The sequence below is a fragment of the Rhodomicrobium lacus genome, assembly GCF_003992725.1.
In the GTDB taxonomy this organism is placed as follows: domain Bacteria; phylum Pseudomonadota; class Alphaproteobacteria; order Rhizobiales; family Rhodomicrobiaceae; genus Rhodomicrobium; species Rhodomicrobium lacus.
Map to the genome: position 1 here is coordinate 44,532 of NZ_RZNF01000004.1, position 24,288 is coordinate 68,819.

Annotated in this window: 22 protein-coding genes; 11 read left to right on the forward strand and 11 right to left on the reverse strand. The window is 60.9% G+C overall.

Annotation, left to right across the window (positions count from 1 at the left end; genetic code table 11):
- Positions 1 to 123: 123 nt before the first annotated feature.
- From EK416_RS06545 to EK416_RS17855, 6 genes are all read right to left on the reverse strand, one after another.
- Positions 124 to 1,236, reverse strand: a complete 1,113-nt coding sequence (locus tag EK416_RS06545; RefSeq protein WP_127076709.1) for an ABC transporter ATP-binding protein — start codon at positions 1,234 to 1,236, stop codon at positions 124 to 126.
- 3 nt (positions 1,237 to 1,239) lie between these two features.
- Positions 1,240 to 2,064: a carbohydrate ABC transporter permease gene (locus tag EK416_RS06550; RefSeq protein ID WP_127076710.1), complete on the reverse strand. Its 825-nt coding sequence runs from the start codon at positions 2,062 to 2,064 to the stop codon at positions 1,240 to 1,242.
- 1 nt (position 2,065) lies between these two features.
- Complete coding sequence (locus tag EK416_RS06555; protein WP_245433966.1) at positions 2,066 to 2,983, reverse strand: carbohydrate ABC transporter permease; 918 nt, start codon at positions 2,981 to 2,983, stop codon at positions 2,066 to 2,068.
- A gap of 10 nt (positions 2,984 to 2,993) precedes the next feature.
- Entirely contained in the window at positions 2,994 to 4,310 is a 1,317-nt protein-coding gene (locus tag EK416_RS06560) for an ABC transporter substrate-binding protein (protein WP_127076712.1), read from the reverse strand.
- Positions 4,311 to 4,422: 112 nt separating this feature from the next.
- The gene (locus tag EK416_RS06565; protein ID WP_127076713.1) at positions 4,423 to 5,343 is read right to left on the reverse strand and encodes a SphA family protein; all 921 of its coding nucleotides are present in this window, start codon (positions 5,341 to 5,343) and stop codon (positions 4,423 to 4,425) included.
- Positions 5,344 to 5,707: 364 nt separating this feature from the next.
- The gene (locus tag EK416_RS17855) at positions 5,708 to 5,929 is read right to left on the reverse strand and encodes a zinc-binding dehydrogenase (RefSeq protein ID WP_210210979.1); all 222 of its coding nucleotides are present in this window, start codon (positions 5,927 to 5,929) and stop codon (positions 5,708 to 5,710) included.
- Positions 5,930 to 6,048: 119 nt separating this feature from the next.
- Between EK416_RS17855 and EK416_RS06575 the strand changes: the two genes are divergently transcribed.
- From EK416_RS06575 to EK416_RS06590, 4 genes are all read left to right on the forward strand, one after another.
- On the forward strand, positions 6,049 to 7,095 hold the full coding sequence (locus EK416_RS06575) for an ABC transporter substrate-binding protein (protein ID WP_127076715.1): 1,047 nt from the start codon (positions 6,049 to 6,051) through the stop codon (positions 7,093 to 7,095).
- Positions 7,096 to 7,098: 3 nt separating this feature from the next.
- Positions 7,099 to 8,085, forward strand: a complete 987-nt coding sequence (locus tag EK416_RS06580; RefSeq protein WP_127076716.1) for an ABC transporter permease — start codon at positions 7,099 to 7,101, stop codon at positions 8,083 to 8,085.
- Positions 8,085 to 8,396 (forward strand): hypothetical protein, encoded by a 312-nt coding sequence (locus tag EK416_RS06585; RefSeq protein ID WP_127076717.1) that lies wholly within the window; start codon positions 8,085 to 8,087, stop codon positions 8,394 to 8,396. The genes EK416_RS06580 and EK416_RS06585 overlap by 1 nt, the downstream gene beginning before the upstream one ends.
- A gap of 179 nt (positions 8,397 to 8,575) precedes the next feature.
- A complete protein-coding gene (locus tag EK416_RS06590; RefSeq protein ID WP_127076718.1) occupies positions 8,576 to 9,184 on the forward strand; it encodes a hypothetical protein in 609 nt (202 codons plus the stop codon).
- A 76-nt stretch (positions 9,185 to 9,260) separates the two neighbouring features.
- Here EK416_RS06590 and EK416_RS06595 read toward each other — a convergent pair whose 3' ends face one another.
- The 5 genes from EK416_RS06595 to EK416_RS06615 form a co-directional block, all read right to left on the reverse strand.
- Positions 9,261 to 10,022 carry an ABC transporter permease gene (locus EK416_RS06595; protein ID WP_127076719.1) on the reverse strand — a complete coding sequence of 254 codons (762 nt, stop codon included), beginning with the start codon at positions 10,020 to 10,022 and terminating at the stop codon, positions 9,261 to 9,263.
- Complete coding sequence (locus tag EK416_RS06600) at positions 10,019 to 10,942, reverse strand: ABC transporter ATP-binding protein (protein ID WP_127076720.1); 924 nt, start codon at positions 10,940 to 10,942, stop codon at positions 10,019 to 10,021. The genes EK416_RS06595 and EK416_RS06600 overlap by 4 nt, the downstream gene beginning before the upstream one ends.
- A 108-nt stretch (positions 10,943 to 11,050) precedes the next feature.
- Positions 11,051 to 12,637, reverse strand: coding sequence for an ATP-dependent DNA helicase (locus tag EK416_RS06605; RefSeq protein ID WP_127076721.1), 1,587 nt, complete (start codon positions 12,635 to 12,637; stop codon positions 11,051 to 11,053).
- Positions 12,638 to 12,919: 282 nt separating this feature from the next.
- The gene (locus EK416_RS06610) at positions 12,920 to 14,023 is read right to left on the reverse strand and encodes a polysaccharide deacetylase family protein (protein ID WP_127076722.1); all 1,104 of its coding nucleotides are present in this window, start codon (positions 14,021 to 14,023) and stop codon (positions 12,920 to 12,922) included.
- A 129-nt stretch (positions 14,024 to 14,152) separates the two neighbouring features.
- Positions 14,153 to 15,388: a hypothetical protein gene (locus tag EK416_RS06615; RefSeq protein ID WP_127076723.1), complete on the reverse strand. Its 1,236-nt coding sequence runs from the start codon at positions 15,386 to 15,388 to the stop codon at positions 14,153 to 14,155.
- Positions 15,389 to 15,660: 272 nt separating this feature from the next.
- On the opposite strand from EK416_RS06615, the gene EK416_RS06620 reads away from it, so the two are divergent.
- The 7 genes from EK416_RS06620 (at position 15,661) to anfD (ending at position 24,287) form a co-directional block, all read left to right on the forward strand.
- Entirely contained in the window at positions 15,661 to 16,545 is an 885-nt protein-coding gene (locus tag EK416_RS06620) for an isocitrate lyase/PEP mutase family protein (protein ID WP_164729895.1), read from the forward strand.
- Between the two features lie 213 nt (positions 16,546 to 16,758).
- Positions 16,759 to 17,304 carry a DUF2087 domain-containing protein gene (locus EK416_RS06625; RefSeq protein WP_127076725.1) on the forward strand — a complete coding sequence of 182 codons (546 nt, stop codon included), beginning with the start codon at positions 16,759 to 16,761 and terminating at the stop codon, positions 17,302 to 17,304.
- A 64-nt stretch (positions 17,305 to 17,368) separates the two neighbouring features.
- Positions 17,369 to 18,022 carry a pyridoxamine 5'-phosphate oxidase family protein gene (locus EK416_RS06630; RefSeq protein WP_127076726.1) on the forward strand — a complete coding sequence of 218 codons (654 nt, stop codon included), beginning with the start codon at positions 17,369 to 17,371 and terminating at the stop codon, positions 18,020 to 18,022.
- Positions 18,023 to 18,102: 80 nt separating this feature from the next.
- Positions 18,103 to 18,828, forward strand: a complete 726-nt coding sequence (locus tag EK416_RS06635; protein WP_127076727.1) for a type 1 glutamine amidotransferase — start codon at positions 18,103 to 18,105, stop codon at positions 18,826 to 18,828.
- Between the two features lie 314 nt (positions 18,829 to 19,142).
- A complete protein-coding gene (locus tag EK416_RS06640; protein WP_127076728.1) occupies positions 19,143 to 20,813 on the forward strand; it encodes a sigma 54-interacting transcriptional regulator in 1,671 nt (556 codons plus the stop codon).
- 911 nt (positions 20,814 to 21,724) lie between these two features.
- Positions 21,725 to 22,552, forward strand: coding sequence for a nitrogenase iron protein (gene nifH / locus EK416_RS06645; RefSeq protein WP_127076729.1), 828 nt, complete (start codon positions 21,725 to 21,727; stop codon positions 22,550 to 22,552).
- Positions 22,553 to 22,715: 163 nt separating this feature from the next.
- Positions 22,716 to 24,287, forward strand: coding sequence for a nitrogenase iron-iron protein, alpha chain (anfD, locus tag EK416_RS06650; protein ID WP_127076730.1), 1,572 nt, complete (start codon positions 22,716 to 22,718; stop codon positions 24,285 to 24,287).
- Position 24,288 lies beyond the last annotated feature (1 nt).

Here is a 24,288-nt window from a genome sequence, read left to right on the forward strand (position 1 = left end):
CTATTGGCCTGCGGAATGCCACCAATCCGGCCAAATTTATTACGCTTCTCGTCGAGGATGGCGGTTTCACCACGACCGATGCGGTTTGGAGAAAGCGCGCCGGATTCAGCAGCAGGCGCCTGCCTACAAATCGGTGTCCGTATGAATAAGGGATGCGATCGACGCGGCGTAATAGTCGGCTGGAAGGCGGCTGCCGCTTGCCTTGTCGAAGAGATGAAGCCGTTGCGGTTCGTACCCGAGAACGACGCGCTCTCCCGGCTTGGGCACATCGCGGTCGAAGGCGCGAACGCAGAGTTTCGAGCCCAGCCCATCGGCATAGATTTCCACTTCGCCGCCGAGATGCTCCACGGCGGTCACTGTCGCCGCGAATTTCTCCTCCTCTCGGCCGGGGTTGATCGAGAGATGCTCAGGCCGCAGACCGGCCACCAGACTTTTGGTGTCGTCGCGGGGAACCGCGCCTAGAATCGCTCCGTCATTTGCGCGCACGCCGCCCTCGACCCGGGTCACGTCGAAGAAGTTCATCGGCAACGTGCCAATGAAGCGAGCGACAAAAAGATTGGCTGGCCGATCATAAAGTTCGAGTGGCGCCCCTTGCTGCATGATGGTGCCCGCATTCATGAGCACGACGCGGTCTGCCATCGTGACCGCCTCAACCTGATCGTGGGTGACGTAGAGGGTGGTGACATCAAGTTCCTTATGCAGGGTGCGGATTTCCTGGCGCATGGCCTGACGCAATTGCGCATCGAGGTTTGACAGCGGCTCGTCGAGGAGAAACGCCACCGGCTCACGAACGATGGCCCGCCCCATCGCGACACGTTGCCGTTGCCCGCCCGAGAGCTGTTTCGGCCTGCGGTCGAGATAGGGTTCGAGATGCAGGATCCTCGCGGTCTTCTCGACGCGCGCGGCGATCTCCGAAGCGGGAAACTTCCGCTGCCTGAGCCCATAGGACATATTCTCGCGAACCGTCATATGCGGATAAAGCGCGTAGGACTGAAACACCATGGCAATGTTGCGCGCCTGGGGCGGGATGTGTGTCACGACCTCCCCGTTGAAGCGTATCGTGCCGGATGTCGGGGCGTCCAGCCCCGCAATCAGCCGAAGGAGCGATGACTTTCCACATCCGGAGGGACCGAGGACGGCGACGAATTCGCCGGCATCGATGTCGAGATCGATGCCGCGCAGGATCGGCTGCGCGCCGATGGTCTTTGTCAGTCCTTCAAGCGAAATGGTCGTCATGGCTTACCTGATTGAGCCTGCCGTCATGCCCTCGATCAATCGCCCCTGAAATGCGTAGGCTATGATGAAGACGGGAAGAATGCCTGCGAGCGATGCGACCGCCATCTGCCCGAAATTGACAATGCGGTCGCCCTGAAAGATCGAGAGCGCGACGGTGAGCCCCCTCACGGCGTTGTCCTGCGCGAAGACGGACGCAAACAGGAACTCATTATAAGCGAGGATGAGTGTAATGAGCCCGGTGGCAACGAGCCCCGGCGCCAGCAGCGGCAGGTTGATTTGCACGAAGGTCTTTATGTAGCCCGCGCCATCCGTCCAGGCTGCCTCGTCGAGTTCGACCGGGATCTGTTTCACGAAACCCCGCAGGAGCCAATAAGCCACCGGGATATTCATCACGCCGTAGAGGATGATCATCCCCGGTACGGTGTTCAGAAGTCCCGTAATCCGCATCAGGAAGAAGAGCGGCAGCAGCGAGACGACAGGGGGCGCCACGTAGCTCGCGAGAGTGAGTTGCCCCACAAAACCGCCGCGTCCGAGTTTTGCGACGGCATAGACGGCTGGCGCGGTGATGACGAGCGTCAGAAGCGCGGACGCGCCGGCAATAAGAAGCGAGTGCCAGATGAAGGCTGTGAGGTCGATGAATTCAAACGTCTTGAGCCAATTGTCGAGGGTCGGATGCGCCGTGAAGAATTGGCCCACAAGCACCTCGTCGCGCGTCTTGAAGGACAGCGCGCCGAGATAAGCAATCGGAAGCAGAAAGAACAAAAGGACCAGAAACAGACCTGCGGCAGAGATCGAACGCCGGAAGATCAACACGGATTTTGCCGCCATGTCAGGTTCTCTCCTCGAAGCGCTTGTGGAGCCGGAGAACGGGGAGCAGCACCAGCGAGATGAAAACCGCGAACAGAACCGTTTCGGCGGCGGCGAGCCCCACGTCGAAACTGCGCATGGCAAGCCGCCAGATTCCGAAATTCGGCAACGCCGTCGAATTGCCGGGACCGCCATAGGTCAGGATGTAGACGAGGTCGAACGTCTTGAACGCCATGACGAGCCGCAACACGAAGATGGCCGCGAGCGCGGGCGCCGTGAGCGGGAGCAGGATCGTCCAGAAGATGCGCCCTTCGCTTGCCCCGTCGAGGCGCGCGGCTTCGACGACATCTCCCGGCACCTGCTTCAACGCGGCATATGCCATGATGGCGATGAAGGGTGTCCACTGCCAGACATCGGCGACGATCAGCGAGATGTCTGCCCACGGCTGACTTCCGAGAAAGGATATGGGCGCGTCGATCACGCCCCAGGCTTGCAGTTTGCCATTCACAAGCCCCCCCGCCGGGGCGAGCATCAGCTTCCAGGCCGTGCCGACGAGTACGGGCGGCGTCATGAGAGGCAGGAGGATCGACCCACGGATCAGCGAATCGCCGCGCCTCGGCTTGAGAAGGAGCAACGCGAGCGCTGTTCCCGCGACGAGTTCCAGCCCCGTGACAGTCAGTGCGAACACTGCCGAGCGGAGAAGCGAGGTCAGAAAGACACCCCCGTCTCCGCCGCCCGCCCAAAGATAATTCGAGCCCCAGACCCACGACTTGAAGGGCTGGCCGAGTGTGGATTTCGTCAGCGAAAGGGCAACCAGATAGATCGCCGGATATATCGCAAAAACGACCAGACCAACGACGAGCGGGACAAGAAGGATGAACGCAGCCCTTTGCCGACTGAAGTGAACAAGGGGCGGCGTAATGGCAATCGACAGCTGCACGTCTACCCCGTCAGGCGAGCAGGTGCTCCCACTCTTTTTGCGCCGCCGCCAAAGCATCCTTCGGCTTTATCTGCCCGTTGAGCGCAAGTGACAGTTGTTCAGTCAGCGCTTCGAGAAGCTTCGGCGACTGCGGTCCGTTCGGCCAGGTGAGGGTCTTGCTCGACGCGGCGATGGCAGCCTGCACTTTTGGAGCGAAGGACTTGTAGCTGCCTGCGTTGAGGCCGGACGTACGCGCCGGATCGATACCGGAATTCTGCAGAGTCAGAAGCTGCAACGTCACATCTGCCGATGTTGCCCAGCGAACGAATTCCCAGGCAAGGGCCTTCTTCTTCGAGCCGGTGGATATGGCCCAGCCGAAGCCCGCATTGAGCGATGCGACATTCGCCTTGTTGTTGCCGCCGAGCGGGACCGGCGCGGCGCCCCATTTATCGACGATTTTCGAGTTGGCGGGATCCTGCGCTCTTACGCCCAGATCGCTCCAGAATTCGATGAAGGCCGTCTTGCCGGCGAGGAATGCGGGCAGCCCCTGCTCGAACGCGGTTTCCGATGGCGTCGGCAGCGCATAGGGTGCCACGCGCACGAGTTCTTCTGCGGCGGCAATCGCTTCTTCTGAAAGAAGATTGGGCTTGCCGTCCTTGAGGAACGATCCGCCGAAACCAGCGAGCCGGTTTCCGTAGGTAGAGATGAGGATGATCGGAACCTTGAAGCCGAGCACCGCTGCGCCGTAAATTCCGTTCGCCTTTTCCTTTTCCGTGACGAGCTTTACTGCATTGTAGTAGTCGTCCCAGGTCTTCGGGACTCCTATGCCATTTCGCGCAAGAATCTCATTATTGTAATAGAGAAGATGGATATCGCCGTCGTAGGGAAGCCCGTAGCGTCGGCCATTCACGAGCGAATAAGGGTCGTAGATCGCCGGCAGGAAATCTTCCGGCTGGACGAGCGCCTTGTCCTTCTCGATGAGATCGGTCAAATCCTCCACGACCTTGTCTTCAGCCAGTGCACCGATGGTCGCGTACCAATAGTCGTGCACGTCAAAGCGATTGGCGCCTGACTGCACGTCGAGCGTCGCCTGCGCCTGAATCTGGTCATATGGGATAACTGTGAAATTGAGCGTGACGCCGAATTTTTCGAGGAATTCCTTTTTCAGGTACTCACCCGTGACCGCATGGGGCTGGATAATGGTGAGGTTCAGTTCCTGACCCGCATAAGCCCGCGAAGCGAGCAACGGGGATACGCCGAAAGTCGCGCCCGCAGCGGCAGCGGCTGCGCCCTTCAGAAAATTGCGGCGGTCGAGAGCAACTCCGGCGATTTTGTCAGTATCTCCCATCGTTCATTACCTTTCGTCGAGAGAGCAGGACAAGGGACGATACGGCCGGTCTTCCAAGCAGTCGAAGCTCGAAAAACCGGCACTTCCAAGAGCGATGAGGATCGCGTCTGCGCTACTTGAGGGAAGCTCCTTCCGCTTTCGGCGTGTACAGCGGCACGGTCACACGTGTGAACAGACGGTCGCCGGCAGCTTCGTTCTTCCAGTAAAGCGCGCGCTCATAGTAGGCGTCGAACTGGAAGGAGCCGAAATTATAGCCGACGATCGGGCCGACGCCGAATTCCTCGGCGCGGTTGCCGTCACCGTTGACCTTCCGGCCGAACTGAACGTCATCAGTGAACTGATAGCGCCAATAGCCGCCGAAACCGACCGTCCAGTTGCCGATGGCCTTGTTGATCGAGAAGTCCGTATTGAAGACATTCCCCGATTTGTAGTCTGTTTCTTCGTTCTTCTCGTTGATATCGACGAGGAACTTGGCACTGATGTTCCAGCCATTATGCAGCCAGCTGATCCCGACGCTCGGCTCGTAGGCCCAGAAATTGGAGCTGGGCAGCGCGCCACCGGGCACCCTCGAATCGAACGTGCCATCGGGAATGTAGATCCCGAGACCGACCGAAACGTGCAGATCGTTCGGCAACTGCCAGGAGAGATTGACCGGCGAAATGATCGTGGAGAAAAAGCCGCTTCGGTTCACGTTTCCACCGACCTTCGGATCCGACTCGATGTGGTCGAACGGCTGGACGATCGCGAAGGCATACTGAGCGCCCAGGATCTTGATATCCGGGACAAAAATCACCGCAGGGACGTTGACGTAACCGGTGATGTCGTCTCCGGTGTAATTGCCCTTCGCATCGTGGTTCTTGATCGGAGCGTAGAAGAATACGTTCTGGAAATAGACGCCCGGAGGCGGCAGCGCGCCGACCGCGCTCCCGAGGCTGATCCCGTCGGTATAAGGAACCCAGTTTTCAACAGCTGACGCCTGACCAGCCGCCATCGTTGCGCCCGCTATCGCGAGCGCAGTGCCCAATTTTCTCATAATTCCCCTCGAATGCCCCAGCGAGCCCCACAGCCCGCGCCCATTATTTGTATATAAAATCTATCAACATTTGTCGGTAATGTAAATTTGAACTGAAGCGCGAAGACGCCAAAAAGAGAAGTTTTCTCAGCCTGTTGTCGTTTTGTAACAAACTACATTTCGGCTCGTTGATAGAAATATTTGGTAGCAACGCGGCAATGGTAGCGCTCGCCTTCTCCCGGCATGGATGGGGAAGAAAATTCCTCCATGCCACTTCTAGTTGCGACGCGCGATCAAGTTTATTCAATTCCCGATTGTACCAAATTCACAATGGCGCTGGGGGCCAACACAGCAGCGTTGTCGGACGCGATGGAGTCGGCTCGAATCAGATGACTTCTGTGCCCAGCACGCTCTTGCCGCGCATACGCCCTTGCTCGCTTAGCCGGTGCGCCTCTGCGGCATGCGAAAGCGGAAACACATGTTCGACGAGCGGTCGAACTTTTCCGGCATCGATCAGCGCAGCAATGTCCGATAGCTGCCAAGCGTTCGGTGAGACGATCTGACGAACGCGGGATTTAGCCTCGCGTCTTCGGTCGCCAGCGGCCAAGCGACGTTCGACCGCGAATCGAAAGCCGCCGGGAGACGCCTCACGCTTAAATGTTGACTTATTATATATAATAAATTGAATATCGTTTTGGTTCGAAGGCCAAGATTCGGGAGCAGAAAATGGCAAACGGTGGGAACGGCATACAAGACGGAAAACGTTCAGGCATCTCAAGGCGCAAGCTGCTCGGTGGCTTCGGCGCGGCAGCCTTGGCCGCGACTGGCGGCGTTGGCGTCGGCAAGGCGTTCAGCCAGGCAAACGTGATTGCGAAGCCGACAAAAATCCGCATCGCCTGGACCGAAGTGGCAGCCTGCCATTCGCCCGCCGCTTTCGGCCTTGCCAAAGGCTTCTATGCCAAGCACGGCCTCGACGCCGAACTCTTCTTCCAGGGGGCAAGTGGACAGACGCTCATCCATGCGCTCGCAACGAACAAGGCCGATGTCGGCCTCGGTCTCATACTCGACTTTCTGAAACCGCTCGAACAGGGCTTCGACCTCAAGCTCTTCGTCGGAACCCATGGCGGTTGCCAGAGGCTGCTGGCATCGAAGGCGTCCGGCGTCACCACAGTCGAGGGATTGAAGGGCAAGACGATATCAGTTGCCGATCTCGCCGGCCCGGCAAAGCTGTCCTTCAGCGTTACCCTCGCCAAAGCCGGGGTCGACCCGGAGACGGATGTAAACTGGAGGGCCTTTCCATGGAACCTGGTTGGTGAGGCCGTGAACAAGGGCGAAGCGCACGCGCTCGCACAGTTCGACCCCTGGGCCTACACCTATCGCAAGGACTTCGATCTCATTCAGCTCGCGGACACGCAGACCGGCATCTATCAGGATCGCGTGTGCTGCGTTATCGGCGCCAACGTGCCGTATCTCAAGGCCAACCGGGATGCGGTGCGCCGCCTCGCCGAGGCCACCGTCGAGGTCCATGAATACGCGGCCAACCACCCCGAAGAGGTCGCGCAATATTACTTCGATACGTTCAAGCCGCAGATTTCGCTCGCCGATCTCACCGACGATCTCGGCAGCATGGTCTACCACAACCACCCGATCGGCAAGGAACTGATCCAGCAGGTCAAGGATTCCCTCGACGACCTGAAGCTCATCAAGGTCATTTCAGGCGACGCCGATTCGGTCGAACTCGCCAATCAGTTCACCGACAACATTCTGGTGTAGCAGATGACGTCCGTTGCAATCGGAAATATTCGGCTGCGGCAAGGGATTCTGGGTGACGTCTGGTATCCTGGCTTCATCGCCGCCGGGACATGGCTCCTTGCGGCGATCGTCACCGATACATTCCCGGATGTCTCGCGATGGGGTAGCCGGGATCGTTTCGTGCTCTTGCTGGAGGCGGGCGCCGCGATATTGCTTGCGCTCGGCTTTATCAACAACAGGCTCGGCAAGACGGGGCGCGTCATCGATCACTATGGGCACTGGCTCATCGCGCTCGGAGCCATCTTCACCTTATGGGAAGTGGTGACCGCGAAGACGGGGTGGCTTCCCAAGCCGTTCTTCGCGCCGCCGCAAGCGCTACTCCATGCCTACGTCGATGACTGGCAACGCATCGGCTACTGCATATTGGCTTCGCTGCAACTCTGGACCCTGGGCTTCGTCATCGGCGTCGCGGCGGGCTTCGTGACGGGTGTCGCGCTTGGCTGGTCGCAACTGGTGAACTACTGGGGCATGCCGGTGCTGAAGCTCATCGGCCCGGTGCCGGCAACCGCCTGGCTTCCCATCGCGTTTTATGCCTTTCCGACGACTTTTCAGGGCGGCGTATTTCTCGTGGCGCTTGCAGCGGGCATTCCGGTTGCGATTCTAACAGCTTCGGGCGTGTCGCAGGTCAACCGCGCCTATTACGACGTCGCGCGCACGCTCGGCGCCGGAACTTCGTTCCAGATTCTCCGGGTGGCCGTGCCTGCCTCGCTGCCGCACGTGTTCGTCGGCATCTTCATGGGCCTCTACTACTCCTTTGCCACACTCGTCGTCGCCGAGATGCTCGGTTCGAAATACGGACTGGGCTGGTATCTCTCCTGGGCCAGCGGTTACTCCGCTTACGCCAATGTCTATGCCGACCTGCTGCTGATGGCGGTTCTGTGCGCTGGGATCGTAAAGCTTGTCTTCACTGTCCGCGACCGCACGCTTTACTGGCAGAAAGGTATCATCTGATGAGCGGCGTTCTACGTGCGCTTCGGCATATCACTGCGGCGCGGATCGCTCTGGCAGGCACCGTCGCACTGGTGGCCGCTATGGCATGGTGGTGGCTGGCGTTTCAGCCGCTCATCGAGATCGCGGACATGCCGCTGTCATCGGCGGCGGCATGTCTTGTTGCCGATTCGGACTTGTGCTCGCTCGCCCGTGCGCTGTGCAAGCGGCCGCATTTGCTCGATCTTGACAGCTACCACCCAGCCGCCTTCTGGAGCGCATTCGGGTTGCTTTCGCTCGCGGCGCTGAGGGGGTTGTCACGGGATCCCGCGTGACCTGCCGAGCCGTCTGATTTGCACGATACGGCAGGGGGGCATGCCATGCCGACGCCGTATTCGTCAGTGGAAATGGCAAAGCTTTACCTGCACCGGTCCGGGTCGCGGGAGCGGTGGAGATCGCCTCCCGCCGGAGCGGATAGGTTCCGGCAACCTGCCATTTCCGAAAGAAGCAATCCATGACCCGTCGCCGGCAAAATCGAATCCTTCGCGTTGTCGTTGCCGTCCTTTTGGGCTTCATCGCCTTATCGCTGTTTGCGAAGCTGAACGATGAAAACCCCCGCCTTTCAAATCTCTATGAGTTCATCAAGGATTCTTCGCTCCTGATTGCCACCATTGCGGTCGCTTACCTCGCAAATATCTATCAGAGAAGACAGACCTTCCTGGATTCCCTCCGGGAGCAGTGGCGCGAGATCGTCAAGACGAAAGGGGCTTTGCTCTATTATTGCAGGATGCCGCAGCCCGATTCCGAACATTACTGGAGAACATTCACCCAGCTCTCCGAATGCATCGACAACATGCGCATCGTCTATGCCAATGTCGGCGAGACCGACAAACTGATAGGCGCTTACCCTTTCGAACCTCTCCACGACATGCGGCGGGCTTTTGAAAAGCTGGACCCTGCCGCTTCGCCCGCCGGTGATCGCAACCTTGTCTGGGGCGAAATCGAGCAGGCGTTCAACGCAATCCGCGAGAAGTTCCTCGACGAATTCGACATCGAGGAGCCGTCAAAGCCGATCCTGAAAAGAGGGGCCGGGCGAACGAAAGTCAACGGCGCCCGTGTCTGATGACAACGCTCCGGCGATTGGCGCTATCGCCAAAAGCGCTTAACAACCGCATTCGGCTTCGGGCTTATGCGGGCCCTCACGTCTTCAGCCGGTAGCCTGTCTTGAATACCCAGTAGACGGCGAGGATGCACAGCGAGAGGAAACCCGCCGTCATGGCGAGGCTCACGCCGGGGCTGACATCGGCGATGTCGAAGAACGACCAGCGGAAGCCGCTGATAAGGTACACGATGGGATTGAACAGCGTCACCGTCTGCCACGCGGGCGGCAGCACGTGGATCGAATAGAACGCCCCGCCGAGGAAGGTCAGCGGCGTAATCACGAGCAGCGGGATCACCTGAAGCTTCTCGAAATTGTCCGCCCATATGCCGATGAGGAAGCCGAACAGGCTGAAGGTGATCGCGGTCAGCACGAGAAAGCCGATCATCGCCACCGGATGGGCGATGTCGAGCGGCACGAACAGGCCGGCGGTCGCGAGCACGATCAGGCCGAGAATGATCGATTTCGTTGCCGCCGCGCCGACGCAGCCGAGCGCGATTTCAAGGCCCGAGATCGGCGCGGACAGGATTTCGTAGATCGTGCCGAGGAAGCGCGGGAAATAGATGCCGAAAGACGCGTTCGCCACGGAGTTCGTGAGGATCGTCAGCATGATGAGGCCCGGCACGATGAACGCGCCATAGGTCACGCCCTGCATGTCGGTGATGCGGCCGCCGATGGCCGAGCCAAACACTACGAAGTAAAGCACCGTCGAGATGACGGGCGAGACCACGCTTTGCAGCAGCGTGCGGCGCATGCGCGCCATTTCGAACGTGTAGATTGCGTAAACGCCGCGCCAGTTCATTTGCCGCTCACCAGTCCCACGAAGATGTCTTCGAGCGAGCTTTGCTTCGTGTTCAGATCCTTGAAGCGGATGCCCGCCGCCGAAAGCTCGTTAAGAAGCGCCGTGATGCCGGTGTGCTCGCCCTTGGTGTCGTAGGTATAGACGAGTTGCTGGCCGTTCCCTGTGAGCAGGAGGCTATGACGGCCAAGTTCCGGCGGGAGCCCCGCGAGCGGCTGCGCAAGGTCGAGGATGAGTTGCTTCTGTCCGAGCTTGCGGATCAGTTCCGCCTTTTCCTCGACGAGGATGATCTCGCCCTTGTTGATGACGCCGATGCGGTCCGCCATCTCCTCGGCTTCCTCGATGTAATGCGTGGTGAGGATGATGGTCACGCCCGCGTCGCGCAGCTTGCGGATCAGCTCCCACATGCTGCGGCGCAGTTCGACGTCCACGCCCGCCGTTGGTTCGTCGAGGAACAGGATCTGCGGCTCGTGCGCGAGCGCCTTCGCGATCATCACGCGGCGCTTCATGCCGCCCGAGAGCGTCATGATCTTGCTGTAGCGGCGCTCGTAAAGGGAGAGATCCCTCAGCACCTGATCGATGAAGGCGGGGTTCGGCGCCTTGCCGAAAAGGCCGCGGCTGAATGAAACCGTCGCCCAGACCTGCTCGAACGTGTCGGTCGCGAGTTCCTGCGGGACAAGCCCGATCAGCGAGCGCGCCGCGCGATAATCCCTGACGTTGTCATGGCCGCCGACGGTGACCGTCCCGCCGCTCGCGTTCACGATGCCGCAGATGATGCTGATCAGCGTGGTCTTGCCCGCGCCATTCGGGCCCAGAAGCGCGAAAATCTCGCCCGGCGCGATGTCGAGGCTCACGCCCTTGAGGGCGACGAGGCCCGAGGCGTAGGTCTTGCTGACGTTCGAGACGGAAATGATGGGGGGCATGGAGATCTTGGAGGGAGGAAGAGGCGCGCCGATTTTTCTTTGGAAACCCTAGAAAGCAGAAAACGACCGCCCTGTCACCTTTTGCCGGTGCCACCTCAGACCGCCCGGCTATTTCATGATCAGCCCGAGCTTCACGAGGCGGGCGCGGATGCCGCCTTCCTGCCGCCCGACGGCGGCGGCAATCGCCTTCACGCTCTCGCCGCGCTTGTAGCGGGCGGATACGTCGGCCTCCTCCTCTTCGCTCCATTTCCTGTATGCGTGCTCGGGGGCGCCGTTCCTCGCGCTTTCCACGGACGCGGGCGACGGCGCGGCGGGCGCCGCGGCGGGACCGGCGGGCAGCCCCTTCATCTCGCGCAAGTTGGATACGCGCAGCGCCTCGATCTTCTCAGCCCCCTGCGCGGCCAGTCGGTCAGCCTCGCTCTCTGACGCTTCGCGGAAATCGGCGTCCTTCGCCAAAGCCTCCGGGTGCACCCGCAAGGCGCGCTCATTCCAGCCGAGAAGATGAAGGCCGCCAAGCGCGCGGACCCGCGACAGAGCGACATAACCCTGCCCGTATTCGAAAGCGTTCGACAGATCCATCAGCGCCGCGTCGAGCGACATGCCCTGGCTCTTGTGCACGGTGATCGCCCATGCGAGCCGCAGCGGCACCTGCTCGATTCCGGCTTTCACAGCGTCGTCTTCCTGCACCTTCCATTCGGCGGGCTTTGCCGTGACCGTGAAGCCGCTTTTCGTTTCGACCACCGGCCAGCCGCCTTCGCGGTCGAAATTGCAGACGACACCGAGCGTGCCGTTCACGAAGCGGCCTTCGGGGTCGTTCTTGGTGAACATCACCACAGCGCCGAGCTTCAGTGCGAGTTCTTCCGGCGAGAGGCAGCCTCGCTTGAGCCCCTCGGACAGCACCTTGTCGCCCATCGTGCTCATGAGGAAGACGTTCGGCTCGCCCGGCAGCTTCATGAGTTCGGAGTGGTTGATGCGGTCCACGTCCATGTTGTGGGTGTAAAGCCGGGTGATGCCATGCGGCAGCGTCTCGCGCGTGGGCTTGCGGCTGGCGAGGATTTCGAGGTGCTCGCGCCGGCAGGCGTTCGAGCGGATGGCGCCGAGAAGCTCGGAAAACGCGTGGTCGGTCTGGCGGTGCTGTTCGGTCAGGTAGCAGATGGCGGGGTCGAGGTCGCGCCACGCGCGGCTCGCATAGGCGAAGGGCGACGCGTCTGCCTCGTCCTGGCTTTCCGTCTCGGCGCCCGGATGCTCGTCGCGGCGCACCACGGGCGGAAGCTGAAAGAAGTCGCCGACGAACACCGTCTGGATGCCGCCGAAGGGCGCGGACGACTTGCGCACATACTGGCAGACCTGGCTGACGGCGGTAAGCGTCTGCCCGGACAGCATCGACACTTCGTCGACGATGAGGACGCGCGCCTTCTTGATGCGGTCGGTCACGCGACGGTTGCGCGCGATGAAATCGAGGTCGGCGCGTGACAGGTTCGAGCGCGTGCCGATGCCGCTCCATGCATGCACCGTCATGCCGCCAAGCTGGGCTGCCGCGATGCCGGTCGACGCGGTGACGCTGACGGGGATGCCCTCGCGCCGCAGATAGCCGACGAAACGCGACGCGACGTAACTCTTGCCGCTGCCCGGCTCGCCCGTGAGGAAGACGCTCGCTCCCGATTTGAGGATTTGAAGTGCTTCGTCCTGTCTCATGCCTGCTCGCCACCCCTCTGAGTGGGCAAACATAGCGGATCGCGAAAGGCCCCAACAAGCTGCGATTGAGCCCTGTCCCCTTCCTTCGCGCGGTGAGGGGCACCGCCGCCGGAACCGGCGCCGCGCTTTGCGGCCATGAATAGCGCGGCGAGACCGATTGTGTGCCGTCGAACCGGCTAAGGCCTGAACTGGAAGGAAGTATGCAGGCCGAAGCGCTTTACGATAATGGTCTTCCGGCCCGCGTTGCGGTCTGTCGAGGCGCTTCGCGTCCCCCCTCCGGCGTTACTGAATTTGTCCGGTCACGAGCCAACTGTTGGCCATATAGGCCCCGCCCGTCTGACCGCTACCGCCGCCCGTACTTGTGGCGACGAGGGCGCTGTCCTTCTGAGCGCTCCCGCCTGAGGCGGCAGTCTCGGAGCGCACTTTGCCGGTAAGCTGTTCATTCGCCTGCTGGAGTTCGACCCATTCTGTCCGCATCACGTCGACGCTGCCCGCCTTGATTTCGGGGCGTACGACCGTAGCCGCAGACGCCGTCCACCGGCCGGTTACGGTCGCCATCTCGGGAGGAGTGCGGAACGCATCGGGTCTCGCCACCATTTCGGGATTGGGCTGATAATTCGTGTTGGAAACGACATGCACGAACTTGTAGCCGTCTTTCTTGAGCGCGGTGATGATGCCGTCGAGCGCTTCCGCCGTGGGCTTCTTAATGTCGTGGAAAAGGATGATGCCCTTGCCTGCTCCGCGAACGCGCGCCAGCACGTCACGCGTCACCTTGGCTGCATTCGCGCCGGGATCGGTATCGCCCGAAATGACATCGACCGACCACGTGCTGATATTGCGACTGGCCAGATAGGCGACGACCTCGGGAGAATCGCGAAGACCGGGGAAGCGGAAGAACGGTGCGACAGGTTTGCCGAGCGCATGGCTCACCGCTGCGAACCCCTTCTCGATCTCGGCGATGGCATCCCGCGGAGCCATGCGGTCCATGCCGAACGGATGCGAAAAGGTATGTGTGCCGATGGTATGGCCCCGCCGGTCATATTCCTTGAGAAGCTTCGGATCGGCGAGCGCCATGCGTCCCACCGAGAAGAACGTGGCCTTCACGCAGTGTTTGTCGAGCGTGTCGAGCACCGTGCGTGTATTCGAGCCAAGGGGGCCGTCATCGAATGTCAGCACCACTTCGCGGTCGCGGAGGTTGAGCGTGCGCGCATAGGACCGGTTGGACTGCGCATTCAGCGCTGTGCCGTAAAGCGCGCCGTGGGTGGAATCGGCTGCGATGATGCGCGAAACGGAAGATGTTTTCGGATCGTACGCGCAGTCGTTGTCGTTTGCGAGAGCGCCCGAAAAAACGCCCCCCGCCAGGATCAGACTTAGTACAAACCGCATCTCGAAATACCTATCGTCCCGCTAGACACCGCAAATATAGATCGGAACCGCATGCCTGACGAAGCCCAAAGGCCGCGATGCGGTCGGATTTTCACGCCGCTGTTGATTCAGGGAGACAGCTGCCGCCCTTCACGACGCCGGCGCAAGTTTACGGGTGAGAGTCTCGAATTCGCGCCTTAAATTTTCATTGCGGAAGATCTGCTCGAAGCCGGGAGCGTCAAGCTTTTGCAAAGAATCGAAAGAGGTTTTTGCTTCATCCATGAGCGCTTTCAACTGAAAGCTCGCTTCGACGGTTTCATAGGTATTATCCGCGACGTTCAGATCGAACAGGGTTTTTTCACGCGTTTGCCATAAAAGGCGCCGCTGCGTCGCGAGATAGTCGCGGTAGAAGCCGGACACCTTGCGTGAAAGCTCCTGCGCCCTGGCGTTCGCTTCCAGCGTCCGGCGCTGATCGTCGCGCGTGGCCGACTGCATCAGATCCCTCGTCTTCGCGCCCGTCCTCGCGATGTCGCCGATGATGCCGTCGAGACGCGCCATGTAAACCTTGTCGATTTTCTCGATGAGCAATTCCTGCGCCTGCACGAGGAGCGCGAACAGCGCGGCGTGCATCGCGAAATAGCGGCGCGCGGCCTTCAGATCGTCGTTCGATTGCACGACGAGTTCCGCAAGCTTCCGGTCGGCGATCTTCGCCACTTCATAAGCCGTCATCAGCTTCAGAAGATCCCCGCCGAGCACGCTGTCGAGCAGGAGATCGAGTTGATCCTGGCTGAGGGGGATTCCCGCGACGTCGAGCGCCTTCCCGATCTCCTGCTTGACACGCACGATGTCCGCTTCGCGTTCCTTGATGTCGTCCTGAAGCGCCGCGATGGTCCGGTCGATCGAGTCTTTCGTGTCCGTGAGAATACCGGGCCACACGCCGCCCTGCGGCGCGTCGAGCCGCCGCTCGCGCAAGGTGGCGATGCGGTCGCGGTTGGAGGCGATCTTCTCGCGCTGGCGGGCGATGTCGTCCTGAAGCTTCAGAACGGGAGCATCGGTCACGATTGACAGCGCGCCATCAAGCAGCGCGCGAACGGTTTTCTCGCGGTCCTGTCGCGTTTCGGTGAAGACCGGCTCGAACAGAAACTTGTCCCGGTTCGGCAACGTCTTCACCGCCTCGCGTTCTGCCGCCGCGCGTTTCAGGATGCGGTCGATGGTGGAAAGCAGCGCGTCGGACTGAAGCCCGCGTGTATCAGGCTCCGGGGCTTGCGTCGCAGCAGCGGTGGCGGCCTCGGGCCGCTCCTCCGCGGCTCGCGATACGGCCAGCCCGAGAGGCGCGGCAAATACGACGAGCGCCACGGCGGCGCGGGCAGCGACGGTTCGTGACATGGCAGGCAACATGACGCAAGTCCCGGTCCCAGAGCAGGTTGGGCGTTAATATGGCGTCGTTTTCGACGGTTCCAATCTCCCACCTCTCGCGGGCGTTGAAGGTGGCGTCATGCACAGGTTTGTGAGGCAGGCGCAGAGGTCGCCTCGCGGCCGTGACGCGCCATTGCGAGGCCGCATTTTGCTTGCGGGATCGGCGAAGGACATTTAACCCGAAGCATCTTATCCGGCGTCGCCTCGCACGACGCGGACCAATGGCAGAGGCCGTGTGTGATATGATTTCGAACCATGTCGCAGATTTCGACAGCGCGTCAGGCATCGACGAGAACGCCCTCAAGGATCAGAAAGAAAAGGTGCGCCGCTTCCGAAAGCGCTTGCAGGCGCGCGAAGCGTTCATCCTCCCTGAGGTCTGGGACGTCATTTCTGCGCGCGTGATCGGCGACGCGGGTTTCGATATCATCGGCATATCGCCCGTTTCCGTCGCTTGGTCGCGCGGGCTCCTGCCGGCAGATCGCGTCCCCCTCGACACGCTTGTGGAAACCGCAAAAAGCGTCGCCTCGAATTTTTCCGTGCCGGTGAACGCAGACCTTGAGGGCGTCATCGGCCGGTCCATGGAAGAAATCGGCCGCGCGGTCAACGCCGTCGTTTCGGCCGGTTGCGTGGGCGTGACCATCGGCGACGGCGGACGGGGCGGCCAGCATGGCATGGCCTCGATGCATGACATGACGGCGGCCATCAAGGCGGCGAAGGCGGCCGCGCTTGAAACGCGCATTCCAGCCGTGGTGACTGCCCGCACCGAAGCGTTTCTGCTGGAGCCGCCCCCCTATTCTCCATTTGAAACCGCCGTCGAGCGCGCGGAAGCCTACTTTGCGGCGGGCGCGGACTGTATCGCCGTGCCCGGCGTGCAACATATCCAGATCGTCGAACGGCTTTCCGCGCATGTTGACGGCCCGCTCCAGATCAATGTCGCGCTGACGCCCGCGCCGGACCTAAAGGCCCTGAGCCGGGCGGGTGCATCCTCCGTCGTGCTCGGCACCGCGCTGATGCGCTCGCTGCTCGGCAATTTGCGCCTCAAGGCCGAGGAGATCCTCGCCTTCGGCCAGTTCAACAACCTCGACAAGGCCATCTCCGCCGACGCGCTGAACGACCTGCTGCGATAGCGATCAACCGCAGCGGAAGCTTCGCGTTCGAGCTTGCGCAGGAGGGCCCGCCGCCTTATTCTTAACGGCGGTCGGCAGTTCACCGAGGCGTCGCTATTCCCGCCGGGAAGCTAAACCTGCCCTCAACACCCATCGACGGACACCCTCGGTGCCAGTCGTCAAGAGCGACCCGCGACCCGTTCTCCAAGCGGTTTGGCGCCATGAGGATGAGCCATGTCCAGAACCGTGTTTCCTTACGCCACCAACGATATATCCGCGCTCGCCCGTTCGATCGGTCGCGAGCTTCAGTCCACGCCCGAGAAGCCGGGCCATGTTCAGATCCTGAACATGCTGGCGCGCGGAGCGGGCTTTCGCAACTTCCAGCACCTTCGCGCGCAACACGAGGCGGAAGCGAGGCTCGAACGCGCGCCCGCCGCGCCGGAGCCGGTGGATTTCGTCCGCGTCGAACGCATCGCGCGCTATTTCGATGCCGCCGGACGGTTCATCCGCTGGCCTTCGAAGGCTAGCCACCGCGACCTCTGCCTGTGGGTGATGTGGTCGCGATGGCCCGCCGGCGCGGTCCTCGCCGAGCGCGAGGTGAACCACCTTCTCGCCGCCCATCACCTGTTCGGCGATCACGCCCTGCTCCGGCGGGAGATGGTCGACGCGGGTCTCCTGACCCGCACGCCCGACTGCCGCGAATATCGGCGCCTTGAGAAAAAGCCTCCGGCGGATGCGGTCGCGCTGATCCGTCACTTGAGCACCCGTCTGCAAAGCTGACGCCGTGGCCTCGATCTTGCTAACGGAACTTATATATAGAGTAATACAAGAAAGGCTCCCGACCATGACCGAGGCCACCGCACCCAGCGCGCGCACAACAGTCAATCGCTACCGCTGGCTCGCGAAATACGACAAGGACACCATCCATGCCATCCTCGACGCGCAGCCGCTTTGCCATGTCGCGTTCATCCACGACGGCAAACCCATCGTGACGCCGACGATGCAGTGGCGCGAAGGCGACCGCATCTACTGGCACGGAGCTGCCGCGGGACGCGCGATGAAGGCGGCGACGGATGCGGAAGTCTGTCTTTGCGTCTCGATTCTCGACGGATTTGTCATGGCGCGCGCCGCTTTTAACTTCAATGTCAATCATCGCTCCGTGATGGTGTTCGGAAAGGCGGAGAAGGTTACCGATCGCGCGGAAAAGGAGCGCCAGTTGAAGCGCATGGTCGACGGCTATGTCGCGGGCCAGTGGGATCGCCTGCGCCCCGTCACCGAAGCCGAGATGAATGCAACGACGATCCTGTCGCTTTCGCTCGACGAGGCTTCCGCCAAAGTGCGGACCGGTCATCCCGAAGACAACGATGCCGACTATGATTTTCCGGCATGGGCGGGGACGATTCCGATCCGTTTCGATGTCGGCGAGCCGATCCCGGACCCGCGCAACCTGCCGGGCGTCGAAATGCCCGCCGGTGTGAAGGACTTCAAGATCGGCTAGAATCCATTATCTCTTCCCATGACTTTTCTCTTCGCGCGAACCGGAAACCCGCTTCGCGCGAAACCGCTTCGGGGGCTACCATGCGCATTCTCGTTTTCCAGCATCTCGCGGTCGAACATCCGGGCGTCTTTCTCGATTTCTGGCTCGACGCGGGTCATGAGGTGCTGGCCGTAGAACTCGACGAGGGGGACGAGATCCCGGCCCTCGAAGAGTTCGACCTGCTCGTGGCCATGGGCGGCCCGATGGATGTCTGGCAGGAGGACGAATTGCCCTGGCTCGCAGACGAGAAACGCGCGATCCGTCGTTGGGTGGGCGAGCTTGGCCGCCCTTATCTCGGCATCTGCCTGGGGCATCAGCTTCTGGCGGCGGCGCTCGGTGGCGAGGTCGGCCCGATGGACGCGCCCGAGGTCGGTTTCACACATGTCGACCTTACAGAGGCGGGCCTTGCCGACCCCATCTTCAAGGGCTTCCCGCCCCGCGCTGAAATCTTCCAGTGGCACGGCTCGGAAGTGAAGCGGCTGCCCGAAGGCGGCGTCGTGCTCGCGTCAAATGCGGCCTGCGCTACTCAGGCGATCCGCGTCGGCCGCCACGCCTACGGCTTCCAGTATCATGTCGAGATCACGCCCGACACGGTGCCGGAATGGCGCGACATCCCGGAATACGCCGCGAGCCTCGAAAAGGCACTCGGCAAGGAAGGGGCAGCGGCGCTGGAAGGCGAGACAGAAGCGCGGCTCCCCGCCTTCAACGAAGCCGCGCGTAAGCTCAACGACAATCTGATGGCCGTCATCTCACCTTCGAACGCGTGATCGGTCGCTTTTTCGACAAGCGCTGAAAACGCCGCGATGCATGAATTAAGCTATTCCCTTATAGATACAGCTTGGCGTATAGTTTGCATGCCTGCGTCATTGAGCGCACCGCGTCTTCAACACGCGGCGACACATGGCTCAGTTCTACGGAATCGGCCGGCCCCCGGGAATGCCGCCTTGGCGGGTCGGCCGTGATCGCAGGTCTTGAGCGTGATCGCCATCGATGAATGCGGCCGCGCTCTGGTTTCTTGGTGGAGCATGACCGGTTGCGAAACCGGCGCCCCTTTTCGGACCGTGCTCCAAGGGCAGGATATATGGACGACACTCTGGTTCTCGACCTCGACATGGGTTCGCCCGTCGACGACTTCACGCATTGCTTCACCGGGGAGTGCCGCGCGAACGTCCTGCCGATCCTCTACAGGCTGAACCGCGCGATTTCCTCCGCGCAGGACTTGAGCGAGCCGCTGCGCATCATCCTGGACGTCATGCGCGAGACGCTTCGCATGCATCGCGGCGCGATCACGCTGTACGACCGCCAGTCCGAAACGATCTTCATCCACGACAGCTTCGGCCTGACCGACGAACAGAAGCAGCGCGGCATCTACTCGCTCGGCGAAGGGATCACGGGCAAGGTTGTAGAAAGCGGCAAGCTCATCGTGGTGCCCCGCCTGCACGAAAGCACCGATTTCCTCGACCGTACGAAGGCCCATCAGGACAGAAAGCATCCGAAGGCGACATTCTTTTGCGTGCCGATCCTGCTCGGCCAGCGCGTCCTCGGCACCATCGGCGCGGAACGGGTCTATCTGAATCCGCACCTTTTCAAGCAGGACGCGGAATTTCTCGCCGCCATCGCGCTCATGATCGCGCCCGCCGTCGAACTTTACCTCATCGCGAACAACGAGAAGGTGCGGCTCGAAAACGAGAATCGCCGCCTCAAGAACGCGCTGAAGGAACGCTACAAGCCGAAGAACATCATCGGCAATTCGAAGCCGATGATCGATGAGGTATACAACCTGATCGGCAAGGTCGCCTCGACGCGCGCAACGGTGCTGATCCTCGGCGAAAGCGGCGTCGGCAAGGAATTGGTGGCAAACGCCATCCACTACAACAGCGCCAGCGCCGACGGCCCGTTCGTGAAATTCAACTGTGCGGCAATTCCCGAAGCGCTCGCCGAAAGCGAGTTGTTCGGCCATGAGAAAGGCTCGTTCACCGGCGCGCTCCAGACCCACAAGGGAAGTTTCGAACAAGCGGACGGCGGCACGATCTTCCTCGACGAAGTGGGCGAACTGAGCCTCACCGTGCAGGCAAAGCTTCTGCGCGTGCTTCAGGATCGCACCGTCGAGCGCGTCGGCAGCGGCAAATCCATAAAGGTCGATCTGCGCATCATCGCCGCGACGAACCGCAATCTTCCCGAAATGGTGGAAAACGGACTGTTCCGCGAAGACCTGTTCTATCGCCTCAACGTGGTGCCGATCACAGTGCCGCCGCTGCGCGAGCGCGGGTCCGACGTAATCCTGCTCGCGGATTATTTCGTCGCGAAATCCTGCGAGGCCAACGGGCGCAGCGTGAAGCGTATCTCGACGCCCGCGCTCAATATGCTGATGGCCTACCATTGGCCGGGAAATGTACGCGAACTGGAAAATGTCATCGAGCGCGCGGTGATCCTGTCGGACGATGAAGTTATCCACGCCTACAATCTCCCGCCATCGCTGCAGACGCCCAAGGAAAGCGGCACGGGATTTGGTGTCGGGCTCGAAGAGAAGGTGCGCGCGGTCGAATATGAAATGATCGTCGAGGCGCTGAAGAACTCGAACGGCAACATCGGGACCGCCGCGCAGGAACTTGGGCTCACGCGCCGCATGCTTGGCGTGCGGATGGAGAAATACGGCATCAATTACAAGAACTTCAGATCGGCCGGCTACAAGCCGAAAGACGGGGAACCCGGCCGCCGGCAGCCAGAGAAAGTGAGCGCCGGCTATCGGTGATGGCTCACGCGGCGCGCCGATGGGTCAAGCATAGGTTTCGATCAAATCGAAGATGATAAGCGTCAAGACCATCCACGCGAATGCGCAAGCAACGGCGATCAGGCATTTCCTTCTGTTTTCTCGCCCGCAAGGCGTCAGGCAGCTCGACCGATACATGTTCAAGTCGAAATCGAACCATCGACGCCCGCACACTAAGGGTGAATTCCATTTCGTTAAGTAATAAAGCGCCGCACTCCGATACGCGACGCTCCCAAACAAATATATGTAACGAGTCCTAATACTACTCTTTCATCTTGCTACCTTCCCTTTCTCCACAGACACAGCCCCGCGAACACAAAAATCACGCGCATGGTCGTGATCCCATATCCGTTATCGCGCGTGCCGTCCTACATCGCCGCTGCCCGATCGATTGCTTTCCCTGCGTCTTCACGTCGGGAAGTTTCGATTTGGAAGAACGCGCCTGCTCCCGTTCGTCTGCGGGATTGTGGGGGTCCAAGCGGGCAAGCGGTCAGCCGGGCTGCATGTTCCTCTTCGAATCTCTTTTGCAATCCCCACGAAACGGATTTCCCGACGGAAACCTGGCGCTTGCCCTCCCATGGCGCCGTTAACAGGAATTTACATTTTACGTATCGCTTCGAGAACGATTCTACCGGACGGGATTTCCACCGCCGCGACCCCACCATCGCGGCGACCACCACAGATTTACAAAGATGTGAAAACCGTTTTTATTTTTTCATTCCTGTCATTATTTCCCCCAGCAAAGGCCTGATAAATCAGGCTCACAATAAAAATTAGAGGAAGTCGAATTTTTTGCGCGATCTGGCGAGTATTGGCACGCCGGTTGCTCTTAAGGGGGTGTGAAGGCGGCGAGAGGGCCGCTAACGCAAGAACACTCTCAGGAGCACCCACTCATGACTCGCAAGGTTGCCATTTATGGCAAGGGCGGCATCGGTAAATCCACCACGACGCAGAACACCGCGGCCGCGCTCGCATACTTCCATGACAAGCACATCTTCATCCACGGCTGCGATCCCAAGGCCGACTCGACACGCCTCATTCTCGGTGGTCTGCCGCAGCAGACGGTGATGGACACGCTGCGCATTCACGGCGCCGAAAAAGTCACGCTCGACAAGGTGGTGAAGACGGGCTTCAAGGAAATCCGCTGCGTGGAATCGGGCGGCCCGGAGCCGGGAGTTGGTTGCGCGGGCCGCGGCGTCATCACCGCCATCGACCTGATGGAAGAGAATGACGCCTACACCGAAGACCTCGACTTCGTGTTCTTCGACGTGCTCGGCGACGTGGTGTGCGGCGGCTTTGCGATGCCGATCCGCGACGGCAAGGCGGAAGAAGTGTACATCGTCGCCTCCGGCGAGATGATGGCCATCTACGCCGCGAACAACATCGCGAAGGGCCTCGTGAAGTACGCCAAGCAGTCCGGCGTGCGCCTCGGCGGCATCATCTGCAACAGCCGCATGGTCGACGGCGAAAAGGAATTCCTCCACGAATTCACGTCCGCCATCGGCACGAAGATGATCCACTTCGTTCCGCGCGACAACATCGTGCAGAAGGCCGAGTTCAACAAGAAAACCGTCACGGAGTTCGATCCGAACGCCAATCAGGCGCAGGAATACAAGCAGCTTGGCAAGGAAATCCTTGAGAACAAGGACTTCGTCATTCCGAAGCCGCTCAACATGGACGAACTGGAATCGATGGTCGTGAAGTACGGCCTCCTCGACTGACGTCCGCGGGCGAGCCGCAAAACCGAAGCCATAGCCCGTCGCTGCAAAGCCCGCCGATCCGGCTCTCCGGATCGAACGGCAGAGCCTTGCCCAGCGACCGGGCGCGGCCAGGGCGGCGGCTCGCCCACGACAAGCCACTCAAGACACCGGACGGAACCGAACCATGCCGTATCATGAATTCAAAGTCAGTAAGTGCATTCCCGAGCGGAAAGAGCACGCGGTCATCAAGGGCCCGGGCGAAGACCTGAGCCATGCGCTGCCCAAGGGATACCTCAACACCATTCCGGGCACGATCTCGGAGCGCGGTTGCGCGTATTGCGGGGCGAAACACGTGATCGGCACGCCGATGAAGGATGTGATCCACATCTCGCACGGCCCCGTCGGCTGCACCTATGACACGTGGCAGACGAAGCGCTACATCTCCGACAACAACAACTTCCAGCTGAAGTATACCTTCGCGACCGACGTGAAGGAAAAGCACATCGTGTTCGGCGCGGAACCGCTTCTGAAGAAGAATATCCACGAAGCTTTCGACGCGTTCCCCGAAATCAAGCGCATGACGATCTATCAAACCTGCGCCACCGCGCTGATCGGCGACGACATCGACGCCATCGCGCAGGAAGTGATGGAAGAACGCAAGGACGTCGACATCTTCGTCTGCAACTCGCCGGGCTTCGCCGGTCCCTCGCAGTCGGGCGGTCACCACAAGATCAACATCGCCTGGATCAACCAGAAGGTCGGCACCGTCGAGCCCGAGATCACGAGCGACTACGTGATCAACTATGTGGGCGAGTACAACATCCAGGGCGACCAGGAAGTGATGCTCGACTACTTCAAGCGCATGGGCATCCAGGTGTTGTCGACCTTCACCGGCAACGGCAGCTATGACGGCCTGCGCGCCATGCACCGCGCGCACCTGAACGTACTCGAATGCGCCCGCTCCGCCGAATATATCTGCGACGAGCTGCGCGCCCGCTACGGCATTCCGCGCCTCGACATCGACGGCTTCGGCTTCGAGCCGCTCTCCGGCTCGCTACGCAAGATCGGCCTGTTCTTCGGCATCGAGGAGCGCGCGGAAGCGATCATCGCGGAAGAAACCGCGAAGTGGAAGCCGCAGCTCGACTGGTACAAGGAACGCCTCAAGGGCAAGCGCGTCTGCCTGTGGCCGGGCGGCTCGAAGCTCTGGCACTGGGCGCACGTCATCGAAGAGGAAATGGGCGTCAAGGTCGTTTCGGTCTACACGAAGTTCGGCCACCAGGGCGACATGGAGAAGGGCATCTCGCGTTGCGGCGAAGGCGCTCTTGCGATCGACGATCCGAACGAGCTTGAGGGCTACGAAGCCATCGAGATGCTGAAGCCGGACTGCATTTTCACCGGCAAGCGCCCGGGCGAAGTCGCGAAGAAGGCGGGTGTTCCATACCTCAACGCGCACGGCTATCACAACGGCCCGTACAAGGGTTACGAGGGCTGGGTCCGCTTCGCTCGCGACATCTACAACGCGATCTACTCGCCGATGCACCAGTTGTCGAACCTCGACATCTCGAAGGACGAGATCCCGACCGACAAGGGCTTCGTCACCCGCAAGATGCTGTCCGACGCGAACCTGCCCGAGGAAATCGTCAACGACCCGAACCTCAAGCAATACGCCGGCAAGCTGGACCCGATCCCGGATCTTCGCGCCAAGACCTATCCGGAATTTCCCAAGAAGGAAGCTGCTCCTGTCGCGGCCGAGTAAA